Here is a 25,762-nt window from a genome sequence, read left to right as displayed (position 1 = left end):
AAGGTGGGAATCGAATGATCAATCTAGACAGAAATCATGATCCTAAAAGAAATGCGGAACTAATATCAACATTATCGGGTAAGAGTTTAAACATAAATGAATTGGTACATGAAACGAATGCTTTATTCCAGGAAGCAAGTGCGGATTACACTTCTATTCAATATAAAAATTCAGCTGCCATTTCCTCCTATTTCACTAACTTCAAGTCGACACTCAGGAAGCTTGTACAGACAAAGTCAGCATTTGACGATGCTGAAGATTTTGATACTGTTGTTGATCAAAACGGGAATATATATCCGGAGTGGATGGAGTTATTGATCGATGAATACAATCAATTATTGCAGGAAATCGATCGTGAAGTACATCTCGAGGATTTTGGTGCAGTCGGAGATGGAAAAACGGATTGTACAGAAGCTTTCCGCATGGCATTCGGCAAAGGACGAGTAAAAGTATATGTTCCAGAAGGAGTTTTCGTTACAAAAGGAATCAGGCTTCCTTCATGGACAAGCCTTGTTGGGGCAGGCAAAGGAAGAACCATCATTAAGCTTAGCGATACAGCACCAAAAGGAACAAGACTTGTCACAAACCGGAATCACCGCACAGGAAACCGCAATATATATGTTAAAGGAATGACACTTGATTGGAATGTTGAACGTCTGGGGAATACGGATAAAACGAGCACCTGGGGAAATCATTCCAGCTGCCTGCTGTATGCGAACGTGAAATTTGGCTGGGTGAAGGATGTAGAAGGCGCCAATCCCGGGCTTCATTGCTTTGATATTTCCTCTCCCCTCTACAATTATTATGGTGATGGCTACCGTGCAAGGGGCGGCAGTGAATATGTCTGGCTCGATAATCTGACAGGTTATGGTTTTGGTGATGATGGGATTACAACCCACCATAGCGACAATATTTTCATATCAAATTGCCATATGTGCGACCCAAGCGGAAAAGCGCATAAAAAAGGGTTTTCAAATTCCAATGGGATCGAAATCGACGATGGCTCGCGGAATGTATGGCTGTGGAACAATTCATCTGCCAGATGTTTTGGAGGTGTAGAAGTCAAGGCCCATCATACGTCTTCTGCAGCCAATAATGTTGTTATTATTGGCCACCTTTCAGTGAATGATAATCGGTCCTATAATTTCAGGCATATTGGCCATCATAAGGAAAATGACCCTGAATCCAAGACAGCAATCAACTTAAGAGCTGCCAATATTGTATCAGTTAAGCCAATCCATACTGATTTATATGCCAATTCTTCTCCAAGGGCAATGGTTGTATCAGCATATAAAAATGTTGCAGTAAATCATTTTACGGTGATTGGCGACCCTGCATACAATTATGAGGGTGAGCCAGTAGTCGCCATCCAGTATCGTTCGAGAAATATCATATTAAAAAATGTCCAAGTCAGCGGGTTCACAAGTGCTGGTCACGATATAAAGGTATTTGGAGGCGGAAACCATGCTGACAATGTAAAGCTTCGCAATGTTTTTGTCAATCATTCTGCGCCAAAATCAATCCATATAGGTGCAGGTGTTGAAAAGGCGGTGGTGAGCGATGTCTTTGCTGAGGCTGTTAATGGGAAGGCAGTGGTCGAAGTGGCTGAAACCAAACCACAGATAACAGATATTCACGCGAAAGGATTTAAGGTGCCAGTAGCAGTGCTGCATCAAAAAAGCAATACAATCGTTTAATGAATGTACTATGAAATCAGGCGGCCTCTAATTTGAGGCCGCCTGATTGCTTATCGTAGTAAACTGCATTAAGAGAGCACCCATTTACGGATTGCAAGCGCCACTCCACTTTCGGTATTAGGTCCCGTAATAAAGTCTGCAGCTTGCTTGACTGTTTCCTGTGCATTCCCCATAGCAACTCCGAGCCCAGATTCCGTGATCATGGCGATATCATTTAAACTGTCCCCTACTGCCATGACATTATCCATTGATATGCCAAGAAGTTCGCAAACCTTTTCCAGGCCTCTTGCCTTATTAATTCCCAGAGCGTTTACTTCTATGTTTTTAAGGCTTGAGTTGCTGATTTCAAATAAGCCTTTCTCTTTTAACTCATTCAAGACACTTTCTCGGATTTCATCTTCTTCTATATGGAAACCAAACTTTAACCACTCCTGAGACAGGAGGTCTTCTGGCATATTGTTGTTCCAGTTGTTTTCACTGCTGATGGCCCAAAATTTAGCATTGTGTTTTTTTGATAAGTCATACATCCATTGAATGTGAGCTGTATCGACTGGATTGCGGAGCACGAGTTCTCCGTTGGGTCCCCATATTTCACCGCCATTAACTGTTACCAGATACGAAGACAGTTCTAGCGAAATGACATAATCCCGCGCTGTTTTTAGGCTTCGGCCTGTACTGAGAACTACATGGACACCTTTTTTCTCCGCCTCTTTGATTGCCTCCTTGTTTTCTGCTGATACTTCATGATGTTCATTCAAAAGTGTACCATCCATATCAAGTGCGATTAGCTTTATTTCTGGTTTCTTTTTATCCAAAGTGTACCTCCATTAGTTACTGTTATTGATACTGTCGATTGCCTGTTTTACTGTGGCGAATGTATTGATGCTTGAAAAATCCACTCCGCCCTCTACTGCAGCCTGGGCAAGCTCCGGTCTCATGCCCGTTGCTATTGAATCAACTCCCAGCAAGCGTAATACATTGTGGATATCAAAAATATGTTTGGCAATCGTGGCATCGATGGTAACAATACCTGAAAAATCAATGATCAAACATTGGATTTTTTGTTTTGCGACAAGCGGTACAGCACGCTCCATTATTAATACTGCTCTATCGTGGTCCATTTTTCCAACCAGAGGCAGTACAGCGACATTTTCCTGGACAGGCACAACAGGTGCCGACAAAATATTCACTTCATCCTGTACTGCTTTCATTATTTGTTCATTATGCCTTTCGAAGGCAAAGACCGTTTCGTTTATGCTTATATCCAGCATATTGTTTACTCTTTTATTGATCCAGATTAAGTCTTCGGTACTAACTCCATGCTTTAGGCTGATTTCAGCCATTTTATCAATAAATACAAGCCTGGTTGGAGGATATCTCAGAATGATGTCAGAAATTCTTCCACCTTTTGCTGCTTCCCGCTCTCCATTATTCCTGCTCCAGGCCAGTAGCGCTTCTGGTGTTGAGTCATCCGCATTCTTGATGGAATCCCCAAGAAAACCAAAATATTCAGTATAAACTTCAACAGCTTGATCAATTTCTTTCTGTGGTATTTCAACCCCGATTTTTTCAATTATTTTTTCTACCATTTCCTTCGCGATCGGATCGGAATTTTGTTGTAGTTCATCTGCAACCGCTAGAATTGAGTTCACCAAGGTCACTTCCTCTTCAGTCGTTGGATAGGTTAAGGGCATCTGCAGGTATCAAATATTCAACCTGCTAATTAGCACTCTTTGTAATTTTAGGATAAAAAAGTACTTACGATTAATATCATTATTTAACAATAGAATACACTTTATTTAAGATAAATTCCTCTGATAAGCTGTTAAGCTTTAGGGTTAATATGAAAATAATCAGGTTGGCCTAGGTAAATGATACTCATTTTAACTTGTGAAATGCAAATAGTAACAAAACAAAAAAATCCTCCTTAAGTTAATCAGGAGGATTGGATGGATGCCTAGTACTCTTTGGAGATTCTGGTCAATTCGAAGAACTCTCTTTCTGGCTTCATCCACTTTGTTCCTTTCTCAGATACAAGATAGATTCCTTTATCCAGTTCATAGTAGACCTCTACTTTGATTGTACCAAAATCCATGACGCTTTTCTCGGCATAAGGGACCTTGTCTTTGTTCCATTCAAATGCCTCATTCACCATGGCTGCCACCTGTTCAATTGATTCTTTATCAGACATTTTAAAACAATCGTCATTTCGGTCCGGCTGTTCATTGATACAAATTTCTGCAGGGGCGGTTTCAATCCACTTCTCCGCTGATAGCCTCCCGATTTTGTCAAAAATCACTTCAGTCTGATTACTATTTTTAAAGTAAGCAGCACCGATTGTAAGATCCCACTGCTGACCTTCTTTTTGCCATGTTGACATGAAACCTGCTCCATCACCCTCGGTCTCTGGCGAAAGTTGAATCATAACTTCAGACCATCCGTTTTCTGGCAATTCAGCCCTATAGAACGACAAAATGTCTTCCCAATGATTGCCTTCAATGATGTATTCCGGACTATCTGGCTCCAATCCCTTATAGAGAGGAACATCCTCTGATTTTTCAGGTACAAAGGTAAGTCCTGCGTATTTAGCTTCATGATTCAAATAATAAATAATATAGCTTCCTGCAATGACTAAAATAGCTAGAGATAATATAATGGAACGTCTAATTTTCAAGCAAATCCCTCTTACCCTTTTTGTTTCATCATAATACATAAACTGGTAAGATTCTATACCGTTAAATCTCACAATTCCCTTTTATGAAAAAAAAGTTTATAATTGATGTACCAAAATTTAGTTCAGGAGGACTGTATGACAAACGAAAATGAAATCCCAAAAAAGAAAATGAGCCTTCAGGATGCTATTAAACAGCAATTAGAAAACAAGAAAAAGAATGCTGCGGGCGGCAAAGGTGCCATGAATCAGCAGGATACAACGAAGAAGATGAAAAGCCAGCAGACGAAAAAGGTAAGCAACCAGCGTCGAAAGATGGGAGTTTAATGAACGGTCAGAATCGCAATGAAATATCTCCCGGCCAAAAAGTGAATATTGTCCTTAAAAACGACCAGAGGACTGGGAAGCTTACAACCGGAGTGGTAAAGGACATCCTTACCAATTCAAGCAGACATCCACATGGGATCAAAGTCAGGCTTGAAGACGGTCAGGTTGGCAGGGTAAAGGAAATTCTAGAAAGATAAAAGCATGAAAGGAAAACCCCTTTCATGCTTTTTTTTACCCAGTTTTCTCCCTGACCTTATCAATAATTAATTTATTCAGGCGTGGAGCCAACTGAAAAAGGATGGTCCCTATGAACGCAATGACCAATATATAAACACTCGCAAACATCTTTAATTCGCCTGACGCAAGGGCGGCAATGATAACCGAAAATTCTCCTCTTTGTGTCAAGGATAGTCCTGCTTTCAGCGAATAGCTTCTTGGAAGGCCATACCATTGACCGCCAAAATAACCAACAATCAGTTTATGGATCAGCGACCACAGAACAAGGACGACTAACAATCCTAAATAAGGGATTTCATCAGACAGCTCAATATGAAGCCCAAAGTTGAGGAAAAAGAAAGGAAGAAATATATTTCTTACTGGCAATGCGACTTTTTCTACCTTGTCTTTGATTGTCAGCTCTGAAAGCATCATTCCAGCCAGGAAAGCGCCAATCACCTCTGAAAGTCCAAGAAGCATCGCGATACCGCCGTAGGTCAGAGCGATACCGGTTATTAATACGATAAAAATATCATCTTGTTTAATATCTTTTAAAATAGATTCTGCCTTTTTGAAGACGATTCTCGCAAAGAATACGGCAACTCCGGCGAGCAAGGCAATTTTGAGAAGAATGAACAAAAAGTCTTTTACTGTAAACCCTTCCCCTGTTAATCCTATCAATACAGTTACAAGGATTGGTGCAATCAAATCTTCAAATACAAGTATGAGCAGCATGAATTCTGATTCTTTGTTTTCGGTCCTGTTTTTATCTTCGAGCAGCTTTGCTGTGATGGATGAGCTTGTGGCGTAGACAATCCCCCCTACTATTAACGAGGAAACCCAATCAAGTCCAAAAAGATAGCAGATTCCTGCGGTTACGAATATGCCTAGAACTGCATCCAGCAAACCGCCTTTCCAAACTTTTGCGCTATTTCTGATAAGCCTGCTTACCGGGAATTTCATTCCAAGGAGGAAAAACAATAAAACCAGGCCGATTTCCCCTGCGACCTCGATCACTTTGGACTCCTTAATAAATGCGGATATAAAGAGTCCCAGCAATATATATAATAATATATCTGGTATTTTTATCAGCTTGATTCCAATCATGCCTATGAAAAAAAGAACCAGTAAAAATAGCCCGATGGCTAAAGTCAAATTCAACCTGCAACAACACCTTTATTTATTTTTTAAAGTGTTCTATCTTATCTACTACCCAATTTATACGGCACCAACACTGACAAATGAAAATGTCTCAGGTCTTTATTTTCCGTCAAATCTGGAATAATATGATAAAATTATTTAAACAGTATATATGGATTAACATTGTAAAGGGGGGAGTATATGAACAGCATTCCAGCAGCTGCTCTTGCTCAACAACAGCATAAAGGCATAACGAAAACAAAATTAGCAAAAAGGATTTTTTTCATCATTTTTGGTGCGATTTTGATGGGGGTCGGGATTGAGGAATTTCTCGTTCCAAATCGAATTCTTGACGGTGGAATCGTAGGTATTTCAATTATCCTCTCTCATTTGACTGGCTGGCGACTTGGCCTATTTATTTTCATCCTTAACATCCCATTCTTTTTCATCGGTTATAAGCAAATAGGTAAAACATTCGCATTATCGACCTTATTGGGTATCACGGTCTTGTCTTTAACCACTACTTTTCTTCATACTGTCCCTGTTTTTACAGAGGATTTACTCCTGGCTACTGTTTTTGGCGGCATTGTACTTGGAGCTGGTGTAGGCATTGTCATCAGGTATGGCGGCTCCCTTGACGGTACTGAGATTTTGGCCATACTTGCCAATAGGAAGCTTCCCTTCTCTGTTGGTGAAGTGATCATGTTTTTTAATATCTTTATTTTTGCTACTGCCGGTTTTGTTTTTGGCTGGGATCGGGCCATGTATTCAATACTTGCATATTTTATCGCGTTTAAAACAATAGATGTTGTCATTGCCGGTCTTGATGAATCAAAAGCGGCCTGGATCATCAGTGATCAGCATAAGGAAATAGGAGAAGCAATTCTTGCCCGCCTAGGGAGAGGAGTTACCTATTTAACTGGAGAAGGTGCATATACTGGCGATGACAAAAAGGTCATTTTTTGTGTCATTACACGTCTAGAAGAGGCAAAACTGAAGTCCATTGTGGAGGAATTGGATGAAACAGCTTTCCTCGCTGTTGGGAATATTGCAGAAGTCCGTGGAGGCAGATTCAAGAAACGGAATATTCACTAATGAAAATGAGGAAAGAGTCGCAGCTCTTTCCTCATTTTTTTATCAAGGCGTAAACATTGGTATCATACGAAACGTCATTTTGGATGATATAACTCCTCAAAATGCCTTCTTTTTGAAATCCTGACTTTAATAGCAACTCATTCGAAGCAAGATTGTCGCGGAATACAATTGCGCCAATTCGCATTAAGCCCATTTCTACCACTCCATACTCGACAGCTTTGCTGATTGCTTCCTTCGCATAACCGTGTCCCCAGTATGCCTGGTTAAGCTCATATCCTATCTCTGCTCTTTTATGTTTGATTGACAAAGCATGAAAACCAACTGAACCGATCAGCTTCCTGCTGCTTTTGATTTCAATCCCCCACCTTATTCCTTTATTCTCATCAAAGTTAACCTGAAAGGAATGAATTAAGGCTGTCGCTTCTTCTACATTTTCCATTTGTTCAGATCCGTAATGTTTCATGACCTCAGGGTTTGAGAAATTTATAAATAAATCATCTGCGTCCTCCTCATTGATTTTTCTGAGGATAAGCCGTTTTGTTTCCAAAATAGGGAATTCCATAAAGTCCTCCAAAGTAAAAAAGATTATCTTAGAGTAATTCTTTCTTAAAGGCATTTTTTCCTCCATAAAAAAACCGCCCTTAAAGGACGGCTTGAATTATTCTTCTGCTGGGGCTGCATCTACTGCAATTTGATAGGCATCAAGGAGATTCGATTTATCGAGTTCATTGTTCAATCCGACCAGGAATTGATCCCCTTCCTGTTCTTCTACTCGCATCAAAACTGTTCCCTCATCATTCCTTAACATTGCAAAGGACTCTCCATTCATCTCAAATAAAGCCTCTACTTCAAATTGTTTCTCACGGCCTTGGTCATCTGTAACTATAACCAGGTCCCGGATTGAATCATGATCCAAATGTATTCACCTCCGCTAATTACCCTTTTACTTTTCCCATCCGCTCGACTGTATATGACAAAAACAGATTTATTTCAAAGTTCACCTCAAATCTAAATTCTTAATTAATTTAAAATAAACTTTTAAATTTACTTCTTTTCTTTCATCTATATACTATTCCTAACACACTTGTTTTTTGGAGGAGTCATTGTGAAGGCAGCAGGAATTATTATCGGCTCAATAATCGTTTCATTTGCATTTAATTTTTTCTTAATACCGCATGGAATCATGAGCAGCGGAATCAGTGGCTTATCGATTATTTTCTCTATGCTCACTTCCATAAACACAGGCGTTTTTAATTTCTTGTTGAATTTCCCTTTATTGGTGCTTGGATATTTAAAATTAGGACGGAAATTCATCCTTTATACGATTCTGTCTGTTGTGGTGATCTCGATTACCCTTTATATCATTCCTGTATTTCAACTTGCGAAAAGCCCGATTCTTTCTTCGATTTTTGGCGGAGCGATCGCCGGTCTCGGAATTGGCATCATTTTTCGATCATCAGGTTCATCTGGAGGGTTTGACATAATTGGCATGTTGCTTACAAGACGCAAGGATTTTCCGATGGGAACCCTATTATTTGCAATGAATTCAGTCGTCATTTTATTATCTGGCTTCTTGTTCAGCTGGGATGCTGCGCTGAATACACTTGTTTCTATCTACGCACTTGGCAAAGTAATTGATAAGGTACATACTCATCATGTGAAGTTAACATTGATGATCATCACCAGAAAAGGTGAGGAAGTTAAACAGCATTTGTTACAAAATGTGTATCGTGGAGTCACGGTCATCGATTCTGTTGGAGGTTTTTCCAATGAAAAAAGCAATGTCATCATTACAGTCATTTCACGATATGAACTGACAGAAGTAAAAACGCTAATTGAAGAGATTGATCCTGACGCATTCGTCAATATAACGGAAACTTTGGAAGTCATGGGGCTATTTCATAGGAAACACCATTAAAGAAAAAAGGAGAGAGTTATTCAGCATTAACTTTCTCCTTTTTTATTATTTACAGGAAAATTTATCTTGAAATTTTGTGCCGTATGTCATATAATAATTGAGTCGCAACATTAATGTATATACTTGTCCCAGTAGCTCAGTACGCCCGAATAAACTTCCATGAAATTACTTCAGCGTACTCATCGAGTTGCATCTTGGTTAAGCTTTCTGAGATGAGGACGGGATATATCTGAATTGTGAACTTGCACGAAACTACATCATTATTTCTAATCTTGTCCCAGTAGCTCAGCAGGATAGAGCAACAGTTTCCTAAACTGTAGGTCGGGAGTTCGAATCTCTTCTGGGACGCTTAAAAACCTTGATTTTAATCAAGGTTTTATTTTTTTGCTCTTTTGCTTATTTTCGCACATTGCTTTCCTCCGTTCTGTTCTATCCATCCGTTTGCCACAAACCATTAAATACTTTAAAAAGTTAATTTTGCTAGTCCCTTGGAACTAAATCCCCTTTCATTACGTCTATATTTTTGTAAATGATGAATAGGAAATCCATTCCATTCCATTTGATTTTGGATTAAAAAAGAAAGATTGTGGTATTTAAGATTAAGAGTTTTTATGTAAAAGGAGATATTTAATGAAAGCTAAATTGAAAGAAACACCATATTTATTATTTTTGCTGGTGATGCCAGTATTAGGATTGATTTATAAAATATTGAATACCAATCCAAGAGAGGCGGTCATCCTGTCCACCGAATTTGATGGGTTTATACCGTTTCTTCCAGTTTTTATTTTGCCATATATCATCTGGTATGCGTTTATTTTGGGTTATTTGCTTTACTTTTGGTATAAAGATACACGTGTATATTTAAAAACGCTTAGTGTAATCGTAATCGGTGAATTAGTATGTTTTGTGATTTATTTTTTCTTTCAGACAACAGTACCAAGGCCAGATCTAGTTGGTAATGGAATACTAATCGATCTTGTAGGGATGATTTATAACCATGATCGACCGTATAATGCATTCCCCAGTATTCATGTTTTAACAACGTTTGCAATTCTGCTTGGCAATATAAATATTAAGAATAAGCATATTTTTCATTCCGTTTTTGTTCCTGTAATGGGAACGTTGATTATTATTTCGACCCTTTTTGTAAAACAGCATTATATTCTTGATATGCTAGGATCTATGTTTTTAACTTCATTTATCTATGGCATTGTTTTTGAGCTATATGAACTTAGAATCGCTGAAAAATCCAGCACAGTATATTTAAAGGATTAAATTACGCAAACAGGGTGTCCCAAAAGTAAAAAAACTTTTGGGCACCCTTTTTCTATTTAGTACGGCTTGAAAAAATGGTCCGTTGATTTCCGTTCCAATCAACTCAAGTTTCTAACTTCATTTTTTATCTCAAAATAAAAACAAGAAAATCCCTCTTTTGTAATTAAGTCAACACAACAAAACAAACAAAAGGAGAGATTTTTTTGAACAAGAATTATAACACAAACCAATTGCCTCTTTCCTGAAAATCCAGTTCCTCTCTGCTTCTTCACCATCTTTGGTGATTTGATCAATCCTAAAGACAAACACTCTTTTTGCTCAGTATATAATGTAGTAACCTCTTTCAGCTGTTCTTCACCCATATTTTTTTTTGCAAATATGCCGCGACCATGCTGATTGCGACAACAACAATAATGCTTACGAAGAATCCCATCCGGATACTTTTTTCCATGAGGGTTCCGCTGACTGCTGCAATAATCAGGAGAATCCCTGTGAATGCAATGAGTTTCCCCCACACTTTCAACTTTAATATTTTCATGGACGAAAGGATGATAAAGGCCCAGTTAAATAATATAAGAATTCCAGCGGCGGTTGTTATATACTCATAAATTTTTCCCGGCAAAAGTAATGCAGTTACAATTGATGCGATCAATCCTGTGATGGCAAGCGCAAGTGAAGGCAGTGGCAGCCCCTTCCATTTTTCAATTTTTCTTGAAAATACTTTTGGAGCATCTCCATCCTTGGCAAGTGTGACCAGCAATGTCGTTACTCCAAATAAAGATGCAGTCATAGTGGAGAAACCAGCTACAATGATTGCTGCATTAAATACATGGGGAAAGAACGCTAATTCATAATGATCCAGGGCTGTTACAAATGGGCTTTCCTGTTCATTAAAAGCACCATGAGCAGCCAAAATTACAGCGAATCCCAATGCCAGTACATAAATCACGACGAGTAAGACAAGCATGATTATACCTGCCTTAGGTGCATCTTCTTTATTTTTAAGCCTGGTTGCCATCAGGCCGATTACTTCTATACCTCCGTATGCATAAAAAGCGTAAATCAATGATGACCAAAACCCCTTGAATCCTTCAGGGAATAATTTTTGTGGTGATTTTGGTATCAACACTTCTTTCGTATCCAGGTTGAACAATCCAAAAAGAGCAGCAGCTGCAATCAAAATGAACATGATAATTGCAGCAGTCTTAATGACTGCAAGGAAATCCTCCACTCTGTCAAAGCCTTTATTCCCAGTAAGGACTACACCGATGGAAAGGATGGCATATCCCGTTGCAAAAATCCATAAAGGGATATCGGGAAACCAAAATTGAGAAAGGATAGAAAGAGCTGTTAGCTGGCTTCCCATGATCAGAATGTTGGAACTCCAGTAATTCCATCCGCAGCTAAAGCCGGCCCACTGTCCATATGCTTTCTTCGCGTAATAACAGAAGGACCCATCCTGAGGATCATCAGCAGTCATTTTTGCCAGCAAATTATAAACCACATATGTACCGATTGCTGCAAGGAGGAAAGATAATACAATAGATGGCCCTGTGATTTTTATCCCGATTGAAGAACCAAGGAAAAATCCTGTGCCAATGGTACATCCCACACCAATCAAAGACAATTGCCACCATTTTAAGTCCCCTTCAGATGTATCGTTCCCGTTGCATGATTTTCCAGATGGAAGAAAAAAGTCCATGCCTCTGCCTCCTTCTTTAACACATATTATCATTCGAGAAATGACACTGATTTATGTACCAGCAAAATTTTGCATATCTCAAAATAAACCCATTAAAAAAAGCCGAATCAATTAGATTGGCTTTTATAAACAGTTATTTTTTATTTTTTTCAGACTCTGCGTCATTTTTCAGTCCTGTCATCGTTCGATACATCTGGGTATACATACTGCCCTGAACAATGTTTTCGAGGAAGAATTCGCCGATCAATTTCTTGTATTCTTCGTCCTCAAACATCTTTTTGTTTTGCAGTTCCATTTCCGCAAGTCCCTCATAAGTAGAGATCAAGGCATATTTGTGATCTTCACCTGATATCGGAGACAATAATTCTACCCTGTGATCATATTGTTCGTTCCGGAAGTTTTGCATTAACCGCAAATTCTTGATCCCATCTGGAAATTTATCTTGCTTGATTTCAAATGTTTGTATAACGATTACAGACATGTCCTATCCCCCTGAGTAAAGTTCGATAGGATTAGATTTTTCCAATGGCAGAGAATCTATGCATTTTTCATGATCCACCGTTTGCAAACATAATTATTTATATTTGTTTTTCAAAGAGGGTATTGCGATCATTGTACTTTGTCATCAACCTAAGGAGGATGAAGTTCAGAATCAGGATTACAACTCCAATTAAAACAAGCAGGAGCGGATTGATGATCAGGAATCCCGTCGCCTGTCCTATGAAGAGTCCCATGATTGGAAGGATAAGAATTCCCCCCAGCTGCTGTGCTTCCTGGAACCCTTTTGACCTTGCAGAAACGAAAACATTTACAAGGATTGTCAGGATGGTGATCACTGGTACAACCCAAAGCATTAGAATGATCCAGTTTGTGTTGGGAAAGATCATGAAGCCAAACATGTTATAGGTCAAACTAATTGTGATAATACCAAAAAGAAAAAAGCTTATCCATGTTATGGCGATTGCCGGAATAAATGCCGCTAGAACCTTGCCGGTGAATAATTCTTTTACTGAAATTGGAGAAAACAATAAAGATTCCATTGTTCGTCTTTCTTTTTCTCCAACAAAACTATGCAGGGATATCATCATGGCATTTAAAGTTGGAATCAGTAAAAAAATAGACCCGAGCAGATAATTTACTACTACATAAATGATTTGATGTTTTATACTTGGCAGGCTGCTGATTAATTCCCCGCTTTTCGTTTCCTTCAGCCCTCTCATAACGTTATTAACTAATTCAACCAACTCAGGTGACGACAGTGAGATTTTATTTATTAAAACGATAAAGGCAAGGGGGAAAATAACTGAAAAAATCAAGGGCAATAATACAAGGCCAAGCCAAACCTGAGTGGAACTCGTTATTCCCTTGATATCTTTTTCAGCAATCAGCCAGATTAACTTTCTATTCACTGCTTTCCCCCCCTAATCTTGAAGTATAAGGATTCTAAATCATTATTTTCAATCTCGACATGGTGAACCCATGAATCTTTAAGGATTTTTTCCAGAAGTGGTGAAATATGTGCCGTGGAAGGCAACGTGAATTGCAATGAATTCTGATCTTTAATGAACACGGGATATCCCTCCCATTGGGACCCTTTCGGAACCAGGCCGGTCTTTACTTTTAGTTTGATTTGTTTCACATGCTTCTGCTGCAATTCTCTCATCGTTCCAGAATCGATAATTTTACCTCCGTTGAGGAAAAAATAGCGTTTACATACATCCTCTAATTGATGCAAAATATGTGAACACAAAAAAATCGTCGTACCTTCACGTTTATTTAGATCTTTGATAAATTTCAACACCAATTTAATACCTTCAGGATCCAAACCATTTGTTGGCTCGTCAAGGAAAAGCAGCTTTGGTTTGTGAATGATTGCCTTGATGATACCGAGTCTTCGCTTCATCCCGGTGCTGTATGTACCCACTTTTTTATTCTGGTGCTCTGCAAGGTCGAATTCTGCAAGAAGATTAACAATCTGTTTTTTATCATAATGTCCGTAAAGCTTTGAGAAGAAAACCAGATTGTCATAACCAGACATTTCATGATACAAACCAGCATTTTCTGTAAGAATGCCACTTGCTTGACGAACTGCATCTCCCTGTTTCTGGGGGTCCATTCCGAGAACCGTTATTTTACCTCCTGTTGGATTTATAACTCCATTCATAAGGCGGATCATCGTCGTTTTCCCTGAACCGTTTGGGCCAAGAAGGCCTATGATTTCCCCCTCCCCAACGGTCATCGAGACATCATTAAGTACTTTTTGTTGTGCAAATTGCTTCGATACTTTATCCAGTTCGATCATTTTATTTGCCATTTACTGCCCTCCCGATAAAATCATTCTATAATATGACGGTGGATATCTAATAATCGTTCAAGAATATCTAAAATGATTTTAGCAACAATACTTGTTAGTGAATAGGAAATTCTTCATATAAAGGTAAAAATAAACAAGAACCAGTCTGATGGCTGGTTCTTGTTATGACTTTAAACTTCTCTTCTCATTGCCTGTAGTACATCGACCTTAGTCGCTCTTTGTGCAGGACGCAGGCCAGACAGAATGGTTACGAGGTAACAGATTAAAAAACTTATGATTGGCAATGTGAAAGGTATATAACTGAACATTAATCCTTCGGGGGGTTCTTCTCCAAAAGCCTGTTTAATGATCAGTGGCAGGCCAAAATTGACGATAAAACTGATTGCATAGGCTACAATCGTTCCAATCGCAGCACCTATGAATCCAATATAACTGCTTTCAAGCAGGAATATCTTCTTAATGGTTTTGGGGTTTGCTCCAATCGCTTTCATGATCCCGATATCAGGTGCCCTCTCGGTTACTGCCATGGTCATTGTATTGTATATACCGATGGACGCAATCAAAATGGCGATCGTGCCGATAAAGATCAAACCTGCCTTTACGATGGTAAACATCATATTCACATCTTTTAATTCATTGATGACAGAATAGGAAGGGTAATTGTTGGCTTCTAATTCCTTGGTGATCGCTTCTACCGATTCCATATTCCTGGCATATAGTTTCACCTGGTCGTATTGATCGTTTGAAATGGCTGGAAGATCCATATCAGGATTATTCGGGTCCTTCACAATGCCTCTTGGAGTACCTGTGAATTCTTCAACCTGTTTGAGAATACCTTCTGACACAAATACCACACTGTCATAAACCCAATCCTTCGTTGGCTGTTTACGGATTCCAACGATCTTTACTTCCAATGGTTGCTTTACCTCTTTTCCATCTTCAAATTTTATGACATTCATAGTAATTGTCTTGCCGATCAAGTCTCCTTTAAAACGGAATTCTTCTTTTATATGGCCGCGCTCGTCATAGATTTCCTCCTGCTTTGCTGTCTTTGGTTGGAGATCCTGTACGAAATGATAGCCAACAATCACTTCATTATCCTCTTTTGGCAGACGTCCTTCCGCTAATTCAAGCCCAGCCTTCGTCTCTGATGGCATATGAGCAACAACAGCATGAGACGATACCTGATGGTCGCCAATTTCAAACAAATAATCTTGAAGACTTTTCCGCCTTGTTACAGCTTTAACATCCTTGATTTCCTCGAAGTATGAAATGTCCTGGTCCGTTAGCTGCCTGAACCCCCCTTCAGCATCTTCTTTTCCTGGGACTTCAATCTCTGTAACGATCCGTCTTTCCAGAGTGTCTTTTACTATGGATTTATGAAGTCCGAACCCTACAGACGCCAGTACAATTAAAAAGGCTACGCTCATGGCAGTCGCGAGAATGGTCATAAATAGCCTCGTTCTGTTTTTCTTCATGTTCTGCCTTACAAAGCGAAACTGATCTTTAAGCCTCATGTGAATATACCTCCTCTAAAACACGGCCATCTCTTAGTTCAATTGTTCGGTTTCCTATTCGGGCAACCTTTTCATCATGAGTAATGATGAGGAATGTTATTCCCAGCTCTTTATTTAGCTTTTGAATGAACTTCAGCAATTCTTCTTCTGTTTCTGAATCCAGGCTGCCTGTAGGTTCATCTGCAAGTATGATGGGCGGATTTACTATTAACGCCCTTGCTATACTTACCCGCTGCTGTTGCCCGCCTGATAACTCTCCTGGATAGTGGTCCATGTAATCAGATAAACCTGCCATTTTCAACAACTCATTAGTCCTGATTTTTCTTTCCGATTCTTTTATTCCCTTTAAAATGAGGGGAAGCTCAATATTTTGATAGGCTGTCATACTTGGGATCAGTTGAAAGCTCTGAAAAATGAATCCAAGGTGCTCGATCCTGAAGTCAGCAAATTTCGTTTCATTGAGTGTCGAAGTGTTTATCCCATTAATGATGATTTCACCTGACTTTGGCCGTATGAATCCGCTGACTAAATTTAGGAGTGTCGATTTCCCAGAACCGCTGCGTCCGACGATCGTAACAATCTCACCCGCCTTCACTTCTAAAGATACATTTTTTAAAACTGGTATGATTGTTTTATTCCCTTTTTTTCCCATCTCAAATTGATGGCTAACATCATTGATACTAATCATTGTGACACCTCTAATTTCTATTTAATTCTATTAATTGAATATTTTACCATTATTTTTTTTGAAAAAAGGAGGCGATTAGGTCACTAACCGCCATAACGCATCTTAGGCTGAATATTTTTCTATCATAACTTTTCTTAACTGTTTTCTTGCCCGATGCAGTCTTGTTTTGACTGTTCCGGATTTAATGTTCAACTTGCAGGCAATCTCATCTTCTTTTAATCCATACTGAAGCCGTAATACTAATACCTGCTGATATTCTTGCGTCAGCATGAACAATACATGCTGGATTTCTTCTTTGAAAAGGATGATTTCTACTTCTTTCTCAATCGAATGTTCGGTGTCATGCTCGCTGAAAATCTGTTCCATAACGCTTTGGTCCGAAGGCAGCCATTTCCTTCTTTTTTCAGCACGCAAGTAATCGATTGCAGTTCTGCCGGCAATAGCCGCCAGCCATGCTCCTATTTTATGAGTGTCTTCGATTGTTTCTATTTTTCTATAAGCCTTGATAAATGTTTCCTGGACAACATCTTCAGCCAGATGCCTGTCTTTTGTAATGCTATATGCGATATGACAAAGCTTTTTCTCGTGTGTTTTATACAGCTCGTCAAAATCAATGTAGGCCATGTTCCATCCCCCTTGACACCCGTACATGCTTTTTTAATAAAAAGTTTTATCTTTTTTCTTTTGAATTCAGAATTTGTTACTCTTTAACAGATCAGGAATTCATCGGCTTTATTTAAAGGTTCTGTTAAAGTTGAATTGTTGATTTTCGTTCCAGGCGCTTCGCTTTCCGCGGGGCTGGCGCTGAGCCTCCTCGTCGCAAGCTCCTGCGGGGTCTCATCTGACCAGCTGCGCCCGCAGGAGTCTGCGCGCCTTCCACTACAATCAACAGAGTATAAAAAACAACATCCTTGTTTAACAGGGCCTATTTAAAATGCTCTTTCACAAAATCCGGTACATGTTGTTCATTGAAGGTGCGAATTTCGTGTTGCCTTCCTGATTTATAAACAAAGATCGCAGTATAAGGTTCTTCATTGAACCAGCCATAGCCGGCGGTTTCAATGGCTTCTCGAAGTTGACTGACCTCTGTCACTTTAAGGGCATTTTTATCGTTCTTGATTTTGTTGATGATTTCCTCCTCAGGATACTCCTTGAACTGTTCTTCTTCGATCGTTTCATTCGTGACAAGGATATACTCCAGATCGTCAGGTACGACAATGGCTTCACTTAGCATGTCGTTATCCTCAAGCCATTTTAAAAAGCCTGAATAAGATTGTTTCAAGTCTAAATTGGTAAAACTGTTGGCTCCTGCAATAATTTCGATTGATGCTTGATTACCTATTGGATAATCATTGATTTTAAATGGAGCCTTTTCGACTTCATGTTTTAAAAGCTTCATAGCTTCTTTAATTTTCACTTGTTCTGTTATAGCAAGTGTACTTCCTTTGCTATAATTCATGATTCTAATGGAAGTTACATCATTTGAATGGATTTTAAAAATTGGTTCGCTGGCATGCTTGTATTCAAGAGATTCGTATATTTTTTTCAAACGGGTTTTATAGTCAACACGGTCGATCTTATATTGACGAACCATCCTTTTCCCATTCTCTAATTCATAGATAAAGAGTGCGAATTCTTGCGACTTCATTTCCTCTTCATTGACCTTGGCGTTTCTTATGATTTCTTCATGGAGGTCACGGACAGCTTCAATATTTTCCTGCTCGTACAATGCTTTTGATGTAAGTTGCTTATCTGTTTCAGTGAAAATTGTATTTGCATAAGTTACACTCTTTATTTCATCGAGTTCAGGAACTCGTTTTTCATAAGGTGCAAATGTTTGGATAATCAGAATCAGCAGAACCATAACGCCCGCGTAAATTCCAAGGCCGCGAATCCTTCCGAACACTCTCCATGTTTTCTGCAGCACCATTTCGGCTGCAAAGTAGCCAAGTGTCCCGCCTGCAGCATAGCCAAATAACATCCAGGCAAATTTATTCTGCATAGCATCGAAGTACATGCCTCCGAGCAGCATTACACAAAAAGTAACTCCATATTTGAAAATGTGTTTTAAACTATTAAACGCAATTGCCTCTGATGCCGCTTCAATATTTCTTTTCTTGTAAATGAATAAAGAGATAAAGTAAAAGCCAAAGACAAAAAGAATATAGAAAAGACTTGATTTTGCAGATATATCTCGACTTTCTATTAACGTCAAATGGGAAATGGGAGATAAATATTCTATATTCCTGATCTGAAAATAGTCACTCGGAAAACCATACAACATCATTCCAAGATTATAGATGACCAAAAGGGTAAAGCCAGCCGGAAATAATAGCATAATGTAAGTCAATACTCCCTGGACCACTGAAATACCGGTAACCATGGCGACAAACACACCAGCTATGAAAAAGACCGCATTGTATAGAATGACAACTCCAGCCCAATTGAAGATGTCCGATAGCTGAAAATAAAGATTCAAATCGTATACACTATGGATAAATATTGTAACAATCGCAATCAAGATGATTGGCACGATTAAAAACACAAATCCTGTTAGGGTATAAAAATGGTAGATATGATCCCTTTTCAATGGGAGACTGTGCATCATGTCTGCTGCCTGCCTAACATGCAGGAATCTGTAGAGAAAGATTGAGAGAACAATCGGTACTGTAATGTACATGATGAACTGGATAGCGAACTCGAAATCAAACAAATTTTGTACTGGCATAAAATCCCGATAATTATCACCAGAGTAGACCATCATGATCCTTAACGGGATGGCGAAAAACATAACGAGAAAATAAATTACTGAGATCCACCCAATGCTTCTTCCTACCTGGAGAATCATATCTTTGTTAAACAATGATATTTTTGATGGCATATCCGATATCCCCCATTTCATAAATGAATATTTCCTCTAATGTCAATGGGAGCAGATCAAAGATAACTGGCTCGCTCTTACGGATTTTTTCTTCAATCTCTTCTTCTTTCCCTTTAATGATGCAAAGCATCACACTGCCTCTTTTTTCGCAATGAAGCATATTCAAACTCTCTTCAAAATGATTTGGAGGCTCACCTTTATACGCTACCTGTACCTTATGAATATCAGATTTCAAATCATCAAGGTCTTTTTCCATGAGAAGGGAACCGTTATGCAGAATTCCGATATGGTCACAAATATCCTCGATCTCACGTAAATTATGTGAAGATATTAAGATGGTCATCTCTCGATCCGCTACATCCTGTATAAGCAGGTTTTTAACTTTTTTCCTTGCCACTGGATCGAGGCCATCCATCGGTTCATCAAGGATCAGAATTTCCGGCATAGTTGACAAAGCCAGCCAAAAGGCAGCCTGTCTCTGGATTCCTTTTGAAAAAGTATGTAGTTTCTTATTCATGCTGAATTCAAAAACTTCAGCTAATTTAAGGAATCTATTTTCATTCCATGATGGATATATACTTTTATAGAACTGTGCCATTTGCTTTACCGTATATTGCGGAAAAAAATACGGCTGGTCGGATATATAGAATAGCTTTTCTTTTAAAGCCTGATTTTCATATATTGCAGTCCCATCGATAAGGACTTGGCCATTATCATGCTTATAAATGCCAGCAAGCAATTTAATGATTGTCGTTTTACCAGCACCATTGGAACCAATTAATCCATATATCGACCCTTTGTCGATTGTCATATTGACTTTTTTTAGCGCCGTATGCTTTTCAAATGTTTTATTTATCTCTATCATTTGAATCATTTTGCCCGCTTCCCCCTTTCGAAGCATCTAGATTTCTTATTAGTTCATGAAGATCTTCGGCAGTTATGCCGAGGTACAATGCTTCCTGCAGCAGTTTTTCAAGATCTAGTTTCATCTGCATGATTATATCTGAATCCTTACGAGGGTCCGTTGGATTGACAAAGCTGCCCTTCCCTTTTAACGAATAAATGAATCCCTGTAATTCAAGCTCCCTGTATGCTTTCTGGATCGTATTCGGGTTAATAGTCAATTGCTGTGCCAGCTGACGGACCGAAGGCAATTGTTCATCAGGTTTGAGCACATTATTGATGATCAGTTCTTTCATCTTATCGACCAGCTGTTCGTATATTGGTTTTCGGCTTCTCAGGTCAAGCTCAAACATAATGACCCCCTATCTGTACTAAGTGTACTATTGTTGTTAATACAGTTAAATTATATGCCAGTCTCTACCATAAAGATAGATGTTATTTTCTTAATATTTTCTTAAGAAAAATTAAGAAATACATCATGATTCGAATATGGGGATAAAACTTAAAAATACAAACTGAAAAAATATATAAGCAGTTAATAAAAGTGGATAAAAAAAGCCTTTTAGATTTACCTTGGTCAAGATCATTCCAAGAGTAACTCCCGTTAATGCCCCAATAAATCCGTCAGTGAATGCAATCGGAATCAATAATACCTCTTTAATGGAAAGGAACTGATCAGAGAATTCATCGAATACAAGCGCAGGGATGAGATGCAGCAAATCTACAGAAAGAAGTTCTGGATCATGATTTAATGGCCAAACTTTCACTGAATTGATGATGATGGAACACAGCAAATAAATCCAAAAACCTTTAAATATATACTTTTTCATATCGATCCCCCGATTGGATAAAATATCTATTTAGTGTAAATTTACACAAATTATAACATATAGTTTTCAGAAAACAATGATTTTATGACATTAAATGGTTTTACAATGAAAAAAAGCACTCTAAATATCTAGAGTGCTTTGTTAATTGAAATTAGAACATAAGGCTAAAGTGTTAATCTATAATGAACAAAACCATCCTGGTCTGTGTACACTTTATCAAAAAGACATTTTTCTAAAACTTTTTGGGAAGGAATATTAGAAATCGTTGTTTTTGCCTGGAGTTCTTGCAGGCTCAATCGCCTGGCCTCTGCTATAACCAATTTAAGTCCTCTTGCGGCAGCTCCCCTCCCGCCGTATTGCTCACCAATCCGATATCCGACTTCTACTGTCTTGGATTCCCAGTCGACATCTACCAGGTTCATCCGACCGATTATTTCCCCATTATCGTTTTTAATTAAAAAGAAGAAGGATTTCTTATTTTCCTGTTCATCGACTAACTCTTCAAGAATTGAAAGAAAAGGTTCAAATTCAAAATATGAATCAGGTCTGGGAGGTACAAACCTTTTAAAAAAATCCTTGTTCTCCTTTTCGAATAAAAACAACGCATTTGCATCGTCCATTGTAAGTAATGATAAAGAAATATTCATTTTTTTAACCCTTTCAAAATAACTTTTGTACATTTCTTAATACTTATTCTTCAGAAGTTTATTAACTCCTTTATATTCTTCCAATAATCACCATCTATTTCATAGTACATGAATCCCCCTCAGCTTATCCATAATAAAACGGGAGGTGAAAATCTTGAGGATTTTACTTATACTTGGACTGATCATATCAGCCAATTCTGCTGGTTATGATGATGAGATTTCGATTACATTGAATGACGAACCTGTTGCAGAGGTTCACCGCTCTGATTTTTCCATTCCATGGTTCGGTTACCCGATTCTAAATCAAACGATGTTGGAGAGCTTGAATAAGCAGCTCTTTCTACAAATAAAGAAAGATCCTTCAAATGCGGGTCTGGATGATTTGGGCAGGATTATACCTGAGGATGTCGGTTACATTCTCGACCAAAGAAAATTCAAGGAAAATTTCACAGCAAGTTTTTTTGAAAACCAGCATTCCAGGCTTGAACTGCCAACCTTGCCTGTTTATCCAAAGGTAGACAGTGAAATCATCGCCAATATCCGTACTAAGCTGATTGGTCATTACATAACATACTTTAATAGCCACAATAAAGAACGGTCTCATAATATTTCTCTGGCAGCAGAAGCGATCAATAATTATGTTGTCTTCCCAGGAGAAACGTTCTCCTTTAACAAGGTGGTTGGAAAGAGGACTGCATCCCGGGGCTATCAGCCCGCCCCTATAATTGTCCGTGGGGAATTATCCGAAGGAATTGGAGGAGGCATTTGCCAGGTATCCTCCACCCTTTACAATGCTGCTGACCGTTCAGGCATGAAAATCCTGGAACGATATTCTCACAGTAAACAAGTCCCTTATGTTCCTCCTGGTCGGGATGCCACTGTCAGCTGGTATGGACCAGATTTCACCTTTAAAAACAGGTACAATCAGCCTATACTAATCCGGGCAAAGTCCTATCATGGAAAAATGGTTGTTATGATTTATTCATCTGATGAAATCAATCTGGAAAAAAGAAAAGTTCCAAGTACTGACAGCAGCACGAATATTCCAGAAGAAGCCTTATGAGGTAAAAAGGAATCCTGTAGATGAATGGATTCCTTTTTATTTTCCAGGAAAACCTTTACATCTCATACAAATATTACGTACACTTATGGTAATAGTTGGTTTTTTATTCTATCTATTTACACATTATTTTGCTAATAATATTTTCATAGGATGTGAGAATTTTGCCCAAAAAGAAAAATACTACTCCTCTTAGGGTCAATATCCTTTTCTTTTCGGTATTTGTCCTTTTTTCACTTTTAGTGCTCAGACTTGGGATTGTCCAGATTGTCCATGGAGAGGACTATAAACGTGAAATAAACAGAAAAGAAGATGTAACGGTCAATAACCCGGTACCCCGCGGAAAAATGCTCGACAGGAACCTTAAGGTGATCGTCGATAATAAGCCACTCAATGCCATCACTTACACTAATGAAGGCGCATCTCAGAAGGAAATGCTAGAGGTAGCCGCTAAATTGGCAAAAATCATCAACCAGAAGACGGATAAGGTTCGCGAACGGGATAAGAAAGATTTTTGGATCATTAAACATCCGGAAGAAGCAAAGAAACTGATTAAAGAAAATGAAATGGCCCTCTTCAATGAAAAAAAGCTTAAGAACAAAGATTTATATAAATTGCAGCTTAAGAGAATCACAGATAAGCATCTTGCACAGTTGTCTGAGCAGGATATTGAGGAACTGGCCATTTTCAGGATCATGAACAGCGGCTATAAATTCACCCCGCAGATTATTAAGAATGAAAATGTCACACGAGAAGAATTTGCATTTGTTAACGAGAATCTTGACTTGCTGCCGGGTGTGAATGCAACTACTGACTGGGAAAGAGAATATAAATTTGAAGAAACCTTCAAACCGGTTTTAGGCAAAGTAACCACCAGCAGTGAAGGACTGCCTGCAGAACGAATCGATTATTTCATGTCCCGAGGCTACACTCGTAATGACCGTGTAGGTAAAAGTTATCTAGAATTAGAATATGAGGATGTCCTCCAAGGGAATAAAGAAAAAGTCGTCAATGTGACTGATAAAGCTGGAGAGCTAATTGAAAAAGAACTAGTATCAGAAGGACAAAGAGGCAAGGATTTGATTTTAAGCATCGATATGGACTTGCAAAAAGCTGTTGAGGAAATCATCCAGAAGGAATTATTGGCAGCGAAAAAATCTTCAGGAACTGGTTTGCTTGATCGTGCGTATGTAGTGCTTATGGATCCCAACACTGGTGAAATTTTGACAATGGCTGGAAAAAGAATCGTGAAGGATCAGAAAACAAACGAAGTCTATTTAGAAGATGACGCTCTCGGTAACATTCTGAATACTTTTAATGTAGGCTCCGTCGTAAAGGGAGCGACTGTTTTAACAGGATATAAAACTGGGGCAATCCATCCTGGACAATCATTCGACGACCGGGGATTAAAGTTTAAGGACACCCCTCTCAAAAAGTCTTATAGTTATTTAGGTAGTCCTAACGACATTACCGCTTTGAAATTATCTTCTAACGTCTACATGTTCCATACTGCGATTAAGATTGGCAACGGTGTCTACCGGTATGAAGATACATTGAACTTGAATCCTCAGGTTTGGGAAAAGATTCGCAATTCTTTCGCTTCATTTGGACTTGGTATTCGTACTGGCATTGACCTGCCAAACGAACAAACTGGAGCAAAAGGAGCCAATCAACCAATGGGTAAAGTACTCGACTTGGTAATCGGGCAGTATGATACGTATTCAACGATGCAGCTGGCACAATATATTTCAACGATTGCAAATGGCGGATACAGGATGCAGCCAAGAATCGTTAAGGAAATCCGCGAACCAGCAGTGAATGGTGATCAGCTTGGGGCGGTTTATATGTCCTATCCCCCTACTGTTCTCAATGAGATTGGCATGGAGAAACAATGGCTTGACCGTGTACATACTGGTTTTAAGAAAGTTATGCAGGAGCCAGGCGGTACGGCTTACCGTTACTTTGGGAATGCATCTTATTCCCCTGCTGGAAAAACAGGTACGGCAGAAGCATTTTATGATGGTCCGCTAAGAAAAAAAGGTGATCCAATAGTTCAGACAATGAATTTGAGTCTTGTTGGCTATGCCCCTTCAGAAAATCCTGAAATTGCGATGGCTGTCATGGTTCCATGGGCATATCAGGGCAGTGTTGATCATGGGGCAAATAAAAAGATTGGCCGTGCAGTGATGGATGCTTATTTCAATCTAAAGTACCAGACTTCTGGCGATAAAAAGGTAGAAAATGAGCAACCCGAATAAGAAAAGCTGTGCCAATGGCACAGCTTTTTCTTTTGTGGATTATAGTTCTTTTGATAATAAAGGTTTGTTCATTTCAAGGCTTTCAAATGCAGCTCCTAGCTTTTCTTCGCCTTTTGCGAATGTTTCATTAGCAGCATCTAATGATGGAGCATCTTTCTTCAACTCTTCAGACTTGGCTTTGTAAGAATCAGCGATGTCCTTCAATGCAGCTTCAATGTCAGCCTTTTGATCCTTCAAATCTGCAGGAACTTCAAGACCTTCTACCTTTGTGGCAACTGCAGCTGCAGATTCACTGGCTGCTGCTTTTAATTCAGCCTGTGCCTTAGGGTCTTCTTCTCCTTCGTATGCATTAAGGTCAGCATCAGCCTCGTTGATTGTTCTTACAAGGCTCATGTAGAATTTGTACATAACGCTCTTAGGATTAGCCGCTGGTTCTGCAGCCTCTTCTGTTTCCTTCTTTTCAGGTTCTGCCTCTTTTTCTGCTGAACATGCTGTCAGACCGATTGCGAATGTGATCGCTGAAAGTAAAATCCAAAACTTTTTCATCTTATTTCTCCCCTTCTATCTATATATATCGCTGGATGTGAAACTTGAATTTCACACAGCTTTTTCATTATATAGGG

The 25,762-nt window shown here is 38.9% G+C and carries 27 protein-coding genes and 1 tRNA gene; 9 read left to right on the top strand and 19 right to left on the bottom strand.

Annotated elements, in window-relative coordinates:
- The first annotated feature begins 14 nt into the window (after positions 1-14).
- Positions 15-1,697 carry a glycosyl hydrolase family 28-related protein gene (locus tag ACXAEA_RS11095; RefSeq protein WP_475095937.1) on the top strand — a complete coding sequence of 561 codons (1,683 nt, stop codon included), beginning with the start codon at positions 15-17 and terminating at the stop codon, positions 1,695-1,697.
- Positions 1,698-1,765: 68 nt separating this feature from the next.
- Here the strand turns inward: ACXAEA_RS11095 and ACXAEA_RS11090 are convergent, their stop codons facing one another.
- The 3 genes from ACXAEA_RS11090 to ACXAEA_RS11080 form a co-directional block, all read right to left on the bottom strand.
- Positions 1,766-2,512, bottom strand: a complete 747-nt coding sequence (locus ACXAEA_RS11090) for a Cof-type HAD-IIB family hydrolase (protein ID WP_475095936.1) — start codon at positions 2,510-2,512, stop codon at positions 1,766-1,768.
- A 12-nt stretch (positions 2,513-2,524) separates the two neighbouring features.
- Complete coding sequence (locus ACXAEA_RS11085; RefSeq protein ID WP_475095935.1) at positions 2,525-3,349, bottom strand: STAS domain-containing protein; 825 nt, start codon at positions 3,347-3,349, stop codon at positions 2,525-2,527.
- Positions 3,350-3,654: 305 nt separating this feature from the next.
- Entirely contained in the window at positions 3,655-4,371 is a 717-nt protein-coding gene (locus ACXAEA_RS11080; RefSeq protein ID WP_475095934.1) for a hypothetical protein, read from the bottom strand.
- Positions 4,372-4,506: 135 nt separating this feature from the next.
- On the opposite strand from ACXAEA_RS11080, the gene ACXAEA_RS11075 reads away from it, so the two are divergent.
- Both ACXAEA_RS11075 and ACXAEA_RS11070 read left to right on the top strand, forming a co-directional pair.
- Positions 4,507-4,695: a hypothetical protein gene (locus ACXAEA_RS11075; RefSeq protein WP_475095933.1), complete on the top strand. Its 189-nt coding sequence runs from the start codon at positions 4,507-4,509 to the stop codon at positions 4,693-4,695.
- A complete protein-coding gene (locus ACXAEA_RS11070) occupies positions 4,695-4,892 on the top strand; it encodes a YwbE family protein (protein WP_475095932.1) in 198 nt (65 codons plus the stop codon). The genes ACXAEA_RS11075 and ACXAEA_RS11070 overlap by 1 nt, the downstream gene beginning before the upstream one ends.
- Before the next feature lie 34 nt (positions 4,893-4,926).
- Here the strand turns inward: ACXAEA_RS11070 and ACXAEA_RS11065 are convergent, their stop codons facing one another.
- Positions 4,927-6,072, bottom strand: coding sequence for a cation:proton antiporter (locus tag ACXAEA_RS11065; protein ID WP_475095931.1), 1,146 nt, complete (start codon positions 6,070-6,072; stop codon positions 4,927-4,929).
- Between the two features lie 180 nt (positions 6,073-6,252).
- On the opposite strand from ACXAEA_RS11065, the gene ACXAEA_RS11060 reads away from it, so the two are divergent.
- Entirely contained in the window at positions 6,253-7,146 is an 894-nt protein-coding gene (locus ACXAEA_RS11060) for a YitT family protein (RefSeq protein ID WP_475095930.1), read from the top strand.
- Between the two features lie 31 nt (positions 7,147-7,177).
- Here ACXAEA_RS11060 and ACXAEA_RS11055 read toward each other — a convergent pair whose 3' ends face one another.
- The gene (locus tag ACXAEA_RS11055; protein ID WP_475095929.1) at positions 7,178-7,708 is read right to left on the bottom strand and encodes a GNAT family N-acetyltransferase; all 531 of its coding nucleotides are present in this window, start codon (positions 7,706-7,708) and stop codon (positions 7,178-7,180) included.
- Between the two features lie 96 nt (positions 7,709-7,804).
- Positions 7,805-8,062 (bottom strand): DUF1292 domain-containing protein, encoded by a 258-nt coding sequence (locus ACXAEA_RS11050; RefSeq protein ID WP_475095928.1) that lies wholly within the window; start codon positions 8,060-8,062, stop codon positions 7,805-7,807.
- A 186-nt stretch (positions 8,063-8,248) separates the two neighbouring features.
- On the opposite strand from ACXAEA_RS11050, the gene ACXAEA_RS11045 reads away from it, so the two are divergent.
- The 3 genes from ACXAEA_RS11045 (at position 8,249) to ACXAEA_RS11035 (ending at position 10,339) form a co-directional block, all read left to right on the top strand.
- Positions 8,249-9,064 carry a YitT family protein gene (locus tag ACXAEA_RS11045; RefSeq protein ID WP_475098119.1) on the top strand — a complete coding sequence of 272 codons (816 nt, stop codon included), beginning with the start codon at positions 8,249-8,251 and terminating at the stop codon, positions 9,062-9,064.
- A 274-nt stretch (positions 9,065-9,338) separates the two neighbouring features.
- Positions 9,339-9,412 (top strand) — tRNA-Arg (locus ACXAEA_RS11040).
- Between the two features lie 282 nt (positions 9,413-9,694).
- Positions 9,695-10,339, top strand: a complete 645-nt coding sequence (locus tag ACXAEA_RS11035; RefSeq protein ID WP_475095927.1) for a phosphatase PAP2 family protein — start codon at positions 9,695-9,697, stop codon at positions 10,337-10,339.
- A 343-nt stretch (positions 10,340-10,682) separates the two neighbouring features.
- On the opposite strand, the gene ACXAEA_RS11030 is transcribed toward ACXAEA_RS11035, so the two are convergent.
- From ACXAEA_RS11030 to ACXAEA_RS10975, 12 genes are all read right to left on the bottom strand, one after another.
- Complete coding sequence (locus ACXAEA_RS11030) at positions 10,683-12,041, bottom strand: amino acid permease (protein ID WP_475095926.1); 1,359 nt, start codon at positions 12,039-12,041, stop codon at positions 10,683-10,685.
- Positions 12,042-12,174: 133 nt separating this feature from the next.
- Positions 12,175-12,522, bottom strand: coding sequence for a hypothetical protein (locus ACXAEA_RS11025; RefSeq protein WP_475095925.1), 348 nt, complete (start codon positions 12,520-12,522; stop codon positions 12,175-12,177).
- Between the two features lie 97 nt (positions 12,523-12,619).
- Entirely contained in the window at positions 12,620-13,450 is an 831-nt protein-coding gene (locus ACXAEA_RS11020; RefSeq protein ID WP_475095924.1) for an ABC transporter permease subunit, read from the bottom strand.
- A complete protein-coding gene (locus ACXAEA_RS11015) occupies positions 13,447-14,355 on the bottom strand; it encodes an ABC transporter ATP-binding protein (RefSeq protein ID WP_475095923.1) in 909 nt (302 codons plus the stop codon). The genes ACXAEA_RS11020 and ACXAEA_RS11015 overlap by 4 nt, the downstream gene beginning before the upstream one ends.
- Before the next feature lie 170 nt (positions 14,356-14,525).
- On the bottom strand, positions 14,526-15,872 hold the full coding sequence (locus ACXAEA_RS11010) for an ABC transporter permease (protein ID WP_475095922.1): 1,347 nt from the start codon (positions 15,870-15,872) through the stop codon (positions 14,526-14,528).
- Positions 15,862-16,560, bottom strand: a complete 699-nt coding sequence (locus tag ACXAEA_RS11005) for an ABC transporter ATP-binding protein (RefSeq protein WP_475095921.1) — start codon at positions 16,558-16,560, stop codon at positions 15,862-15,864. The genes ACXAEA_RS11010 and ACXAEA_RS11005 overlap by 11 nt, the downstream gene beginning before the upstream one ends.
- A 102-nt stretch (positions 16,561-16,662) precedes the next feature.
- Positions 16,663-17,184, bottom strand: coding sequence for an RNA polymerase sigma factor (locus ACXAEA_RS11000; protein ID WP_475095920.1), 522 nt, complete (start codon positions 17,182-17,184; stop codon positions 16,663-16,665).
- Positions 17,185-17,485: 301 nt separating this feature from the next.
- The gene (locus ACXAEA_RS10995) at positions 17,486-19,441 is read right to left on the bottom strand and encodes a DUF6449 domain-containing protein (protein ID WP_475095919.1); all 1,956 of its coding nucleotides are present in this window, start codon (positions 19,439-19,441) and stop codon (positions 17,486-17,488) included.
- Positions 19,416-20,315 (bottom strand): ABC transporter ATP-binding protein, encoded by a 900-nt coding sequence (locus ACXAEA_RS10990; RefSeq protein WP_475095918.1) that lies wholly within the window; start codon positions 20,313-20,315, stop codon positions 19,416-19,418. Before ACXAEA_RS10990 ends, ACXAEA_RS10995 begins: the two co-directional genes overlap by 26 nt.
- Positions 20,290-20,697, bottom strand: a complete 408-nt coding sequence (locus ACXAEA_RS10985) for a GntR family transcriptional regulator (protein ID WP_475095917.1) — start codon at positions 20,695-20,697, stop codon at positions 20,290-20,292. Before ACXAEA_RS10985 ends, ACXAEA_RS10990 begins: the two co-directional genes overlap by 26 nt.
- A 123-nt stretch (positions 20,698-20,820) precedes the next feature.
- Positions 20,821-21,174 (bottom strand): hypothetical protein, encoded by a 354-nt coding sequence (locus tag ACXAEA_RS10980; RefSeq protein ID WP_475095916.1) that lies wholly within the window; start codon positions 21,172-21,174, stop codon positions 20,821-20,823.
- Between the two features lie 164 nt (positions 21,175-21,338).
- Positions 21,339-21,821, bottom strand: coding sequence for a GNAT family N-acetyltransferase (locus tag ACXAEA_RS10975; RefSeq protein ID WP_475095915.1), 483 nt, complete (start codon positions 21,819-21,821; stop codon positions 21,339-21,341).
- Between the two features lie 154 nt (positions 21,822-21,975).
- Between ACXAEA_RS10975 and ACXAEA_RS10970 the strand changes: the two genes are divergently transcribed.
- Entirely contained in the window at positions 21,976-22,884 is a 909-nt protein-coding gene (locus ACXAEA_RS10970) for a VanW family protein (RefSeq protein ID WP_475095914.1), read from the top strand.
- Between the two features lie 161 nt (positions 22,885-23,045).
- Positions 23,046-25,139: a peptidoglycan D,D-transpeptidase FtsI family protein gene (locus ACXAEA_RS10965; RefSeq protein WP_475095913.1), complete on the top strand. Its 2,094-nt coding sequence runs from the start codon at positions 23,046-23,048 to the stop codon at positions 25,137-25,139.
- A gap of 39 nt (positions 25,140-25,178) precedes the next feature.
- Here the strand turns inward: ACXAEA_RS10965 and ACXAEA_RS10960 are convergent, their stop codons facing one another.
- Positions 25,179-25,685, bottom strand: coding sequence for a hypothetical protein (locus ACXAEA_RS10960; RefSeq protein ID WP_475095912.1), 507 nt, complete (start codon positions 25,683-25,685; stop codon positions 25,179-25,181).
- Positions 25,686-25,762 lie beyond the last annotated feature (77 nt).

The organism is Mesobacillus sp. ABV4_180 (assembly GCF_056158485.1).
Note: the sequence above shows the minus strand (reverse complement) of the source record. Positions and strands in the feature narration are given on the sequence as shown.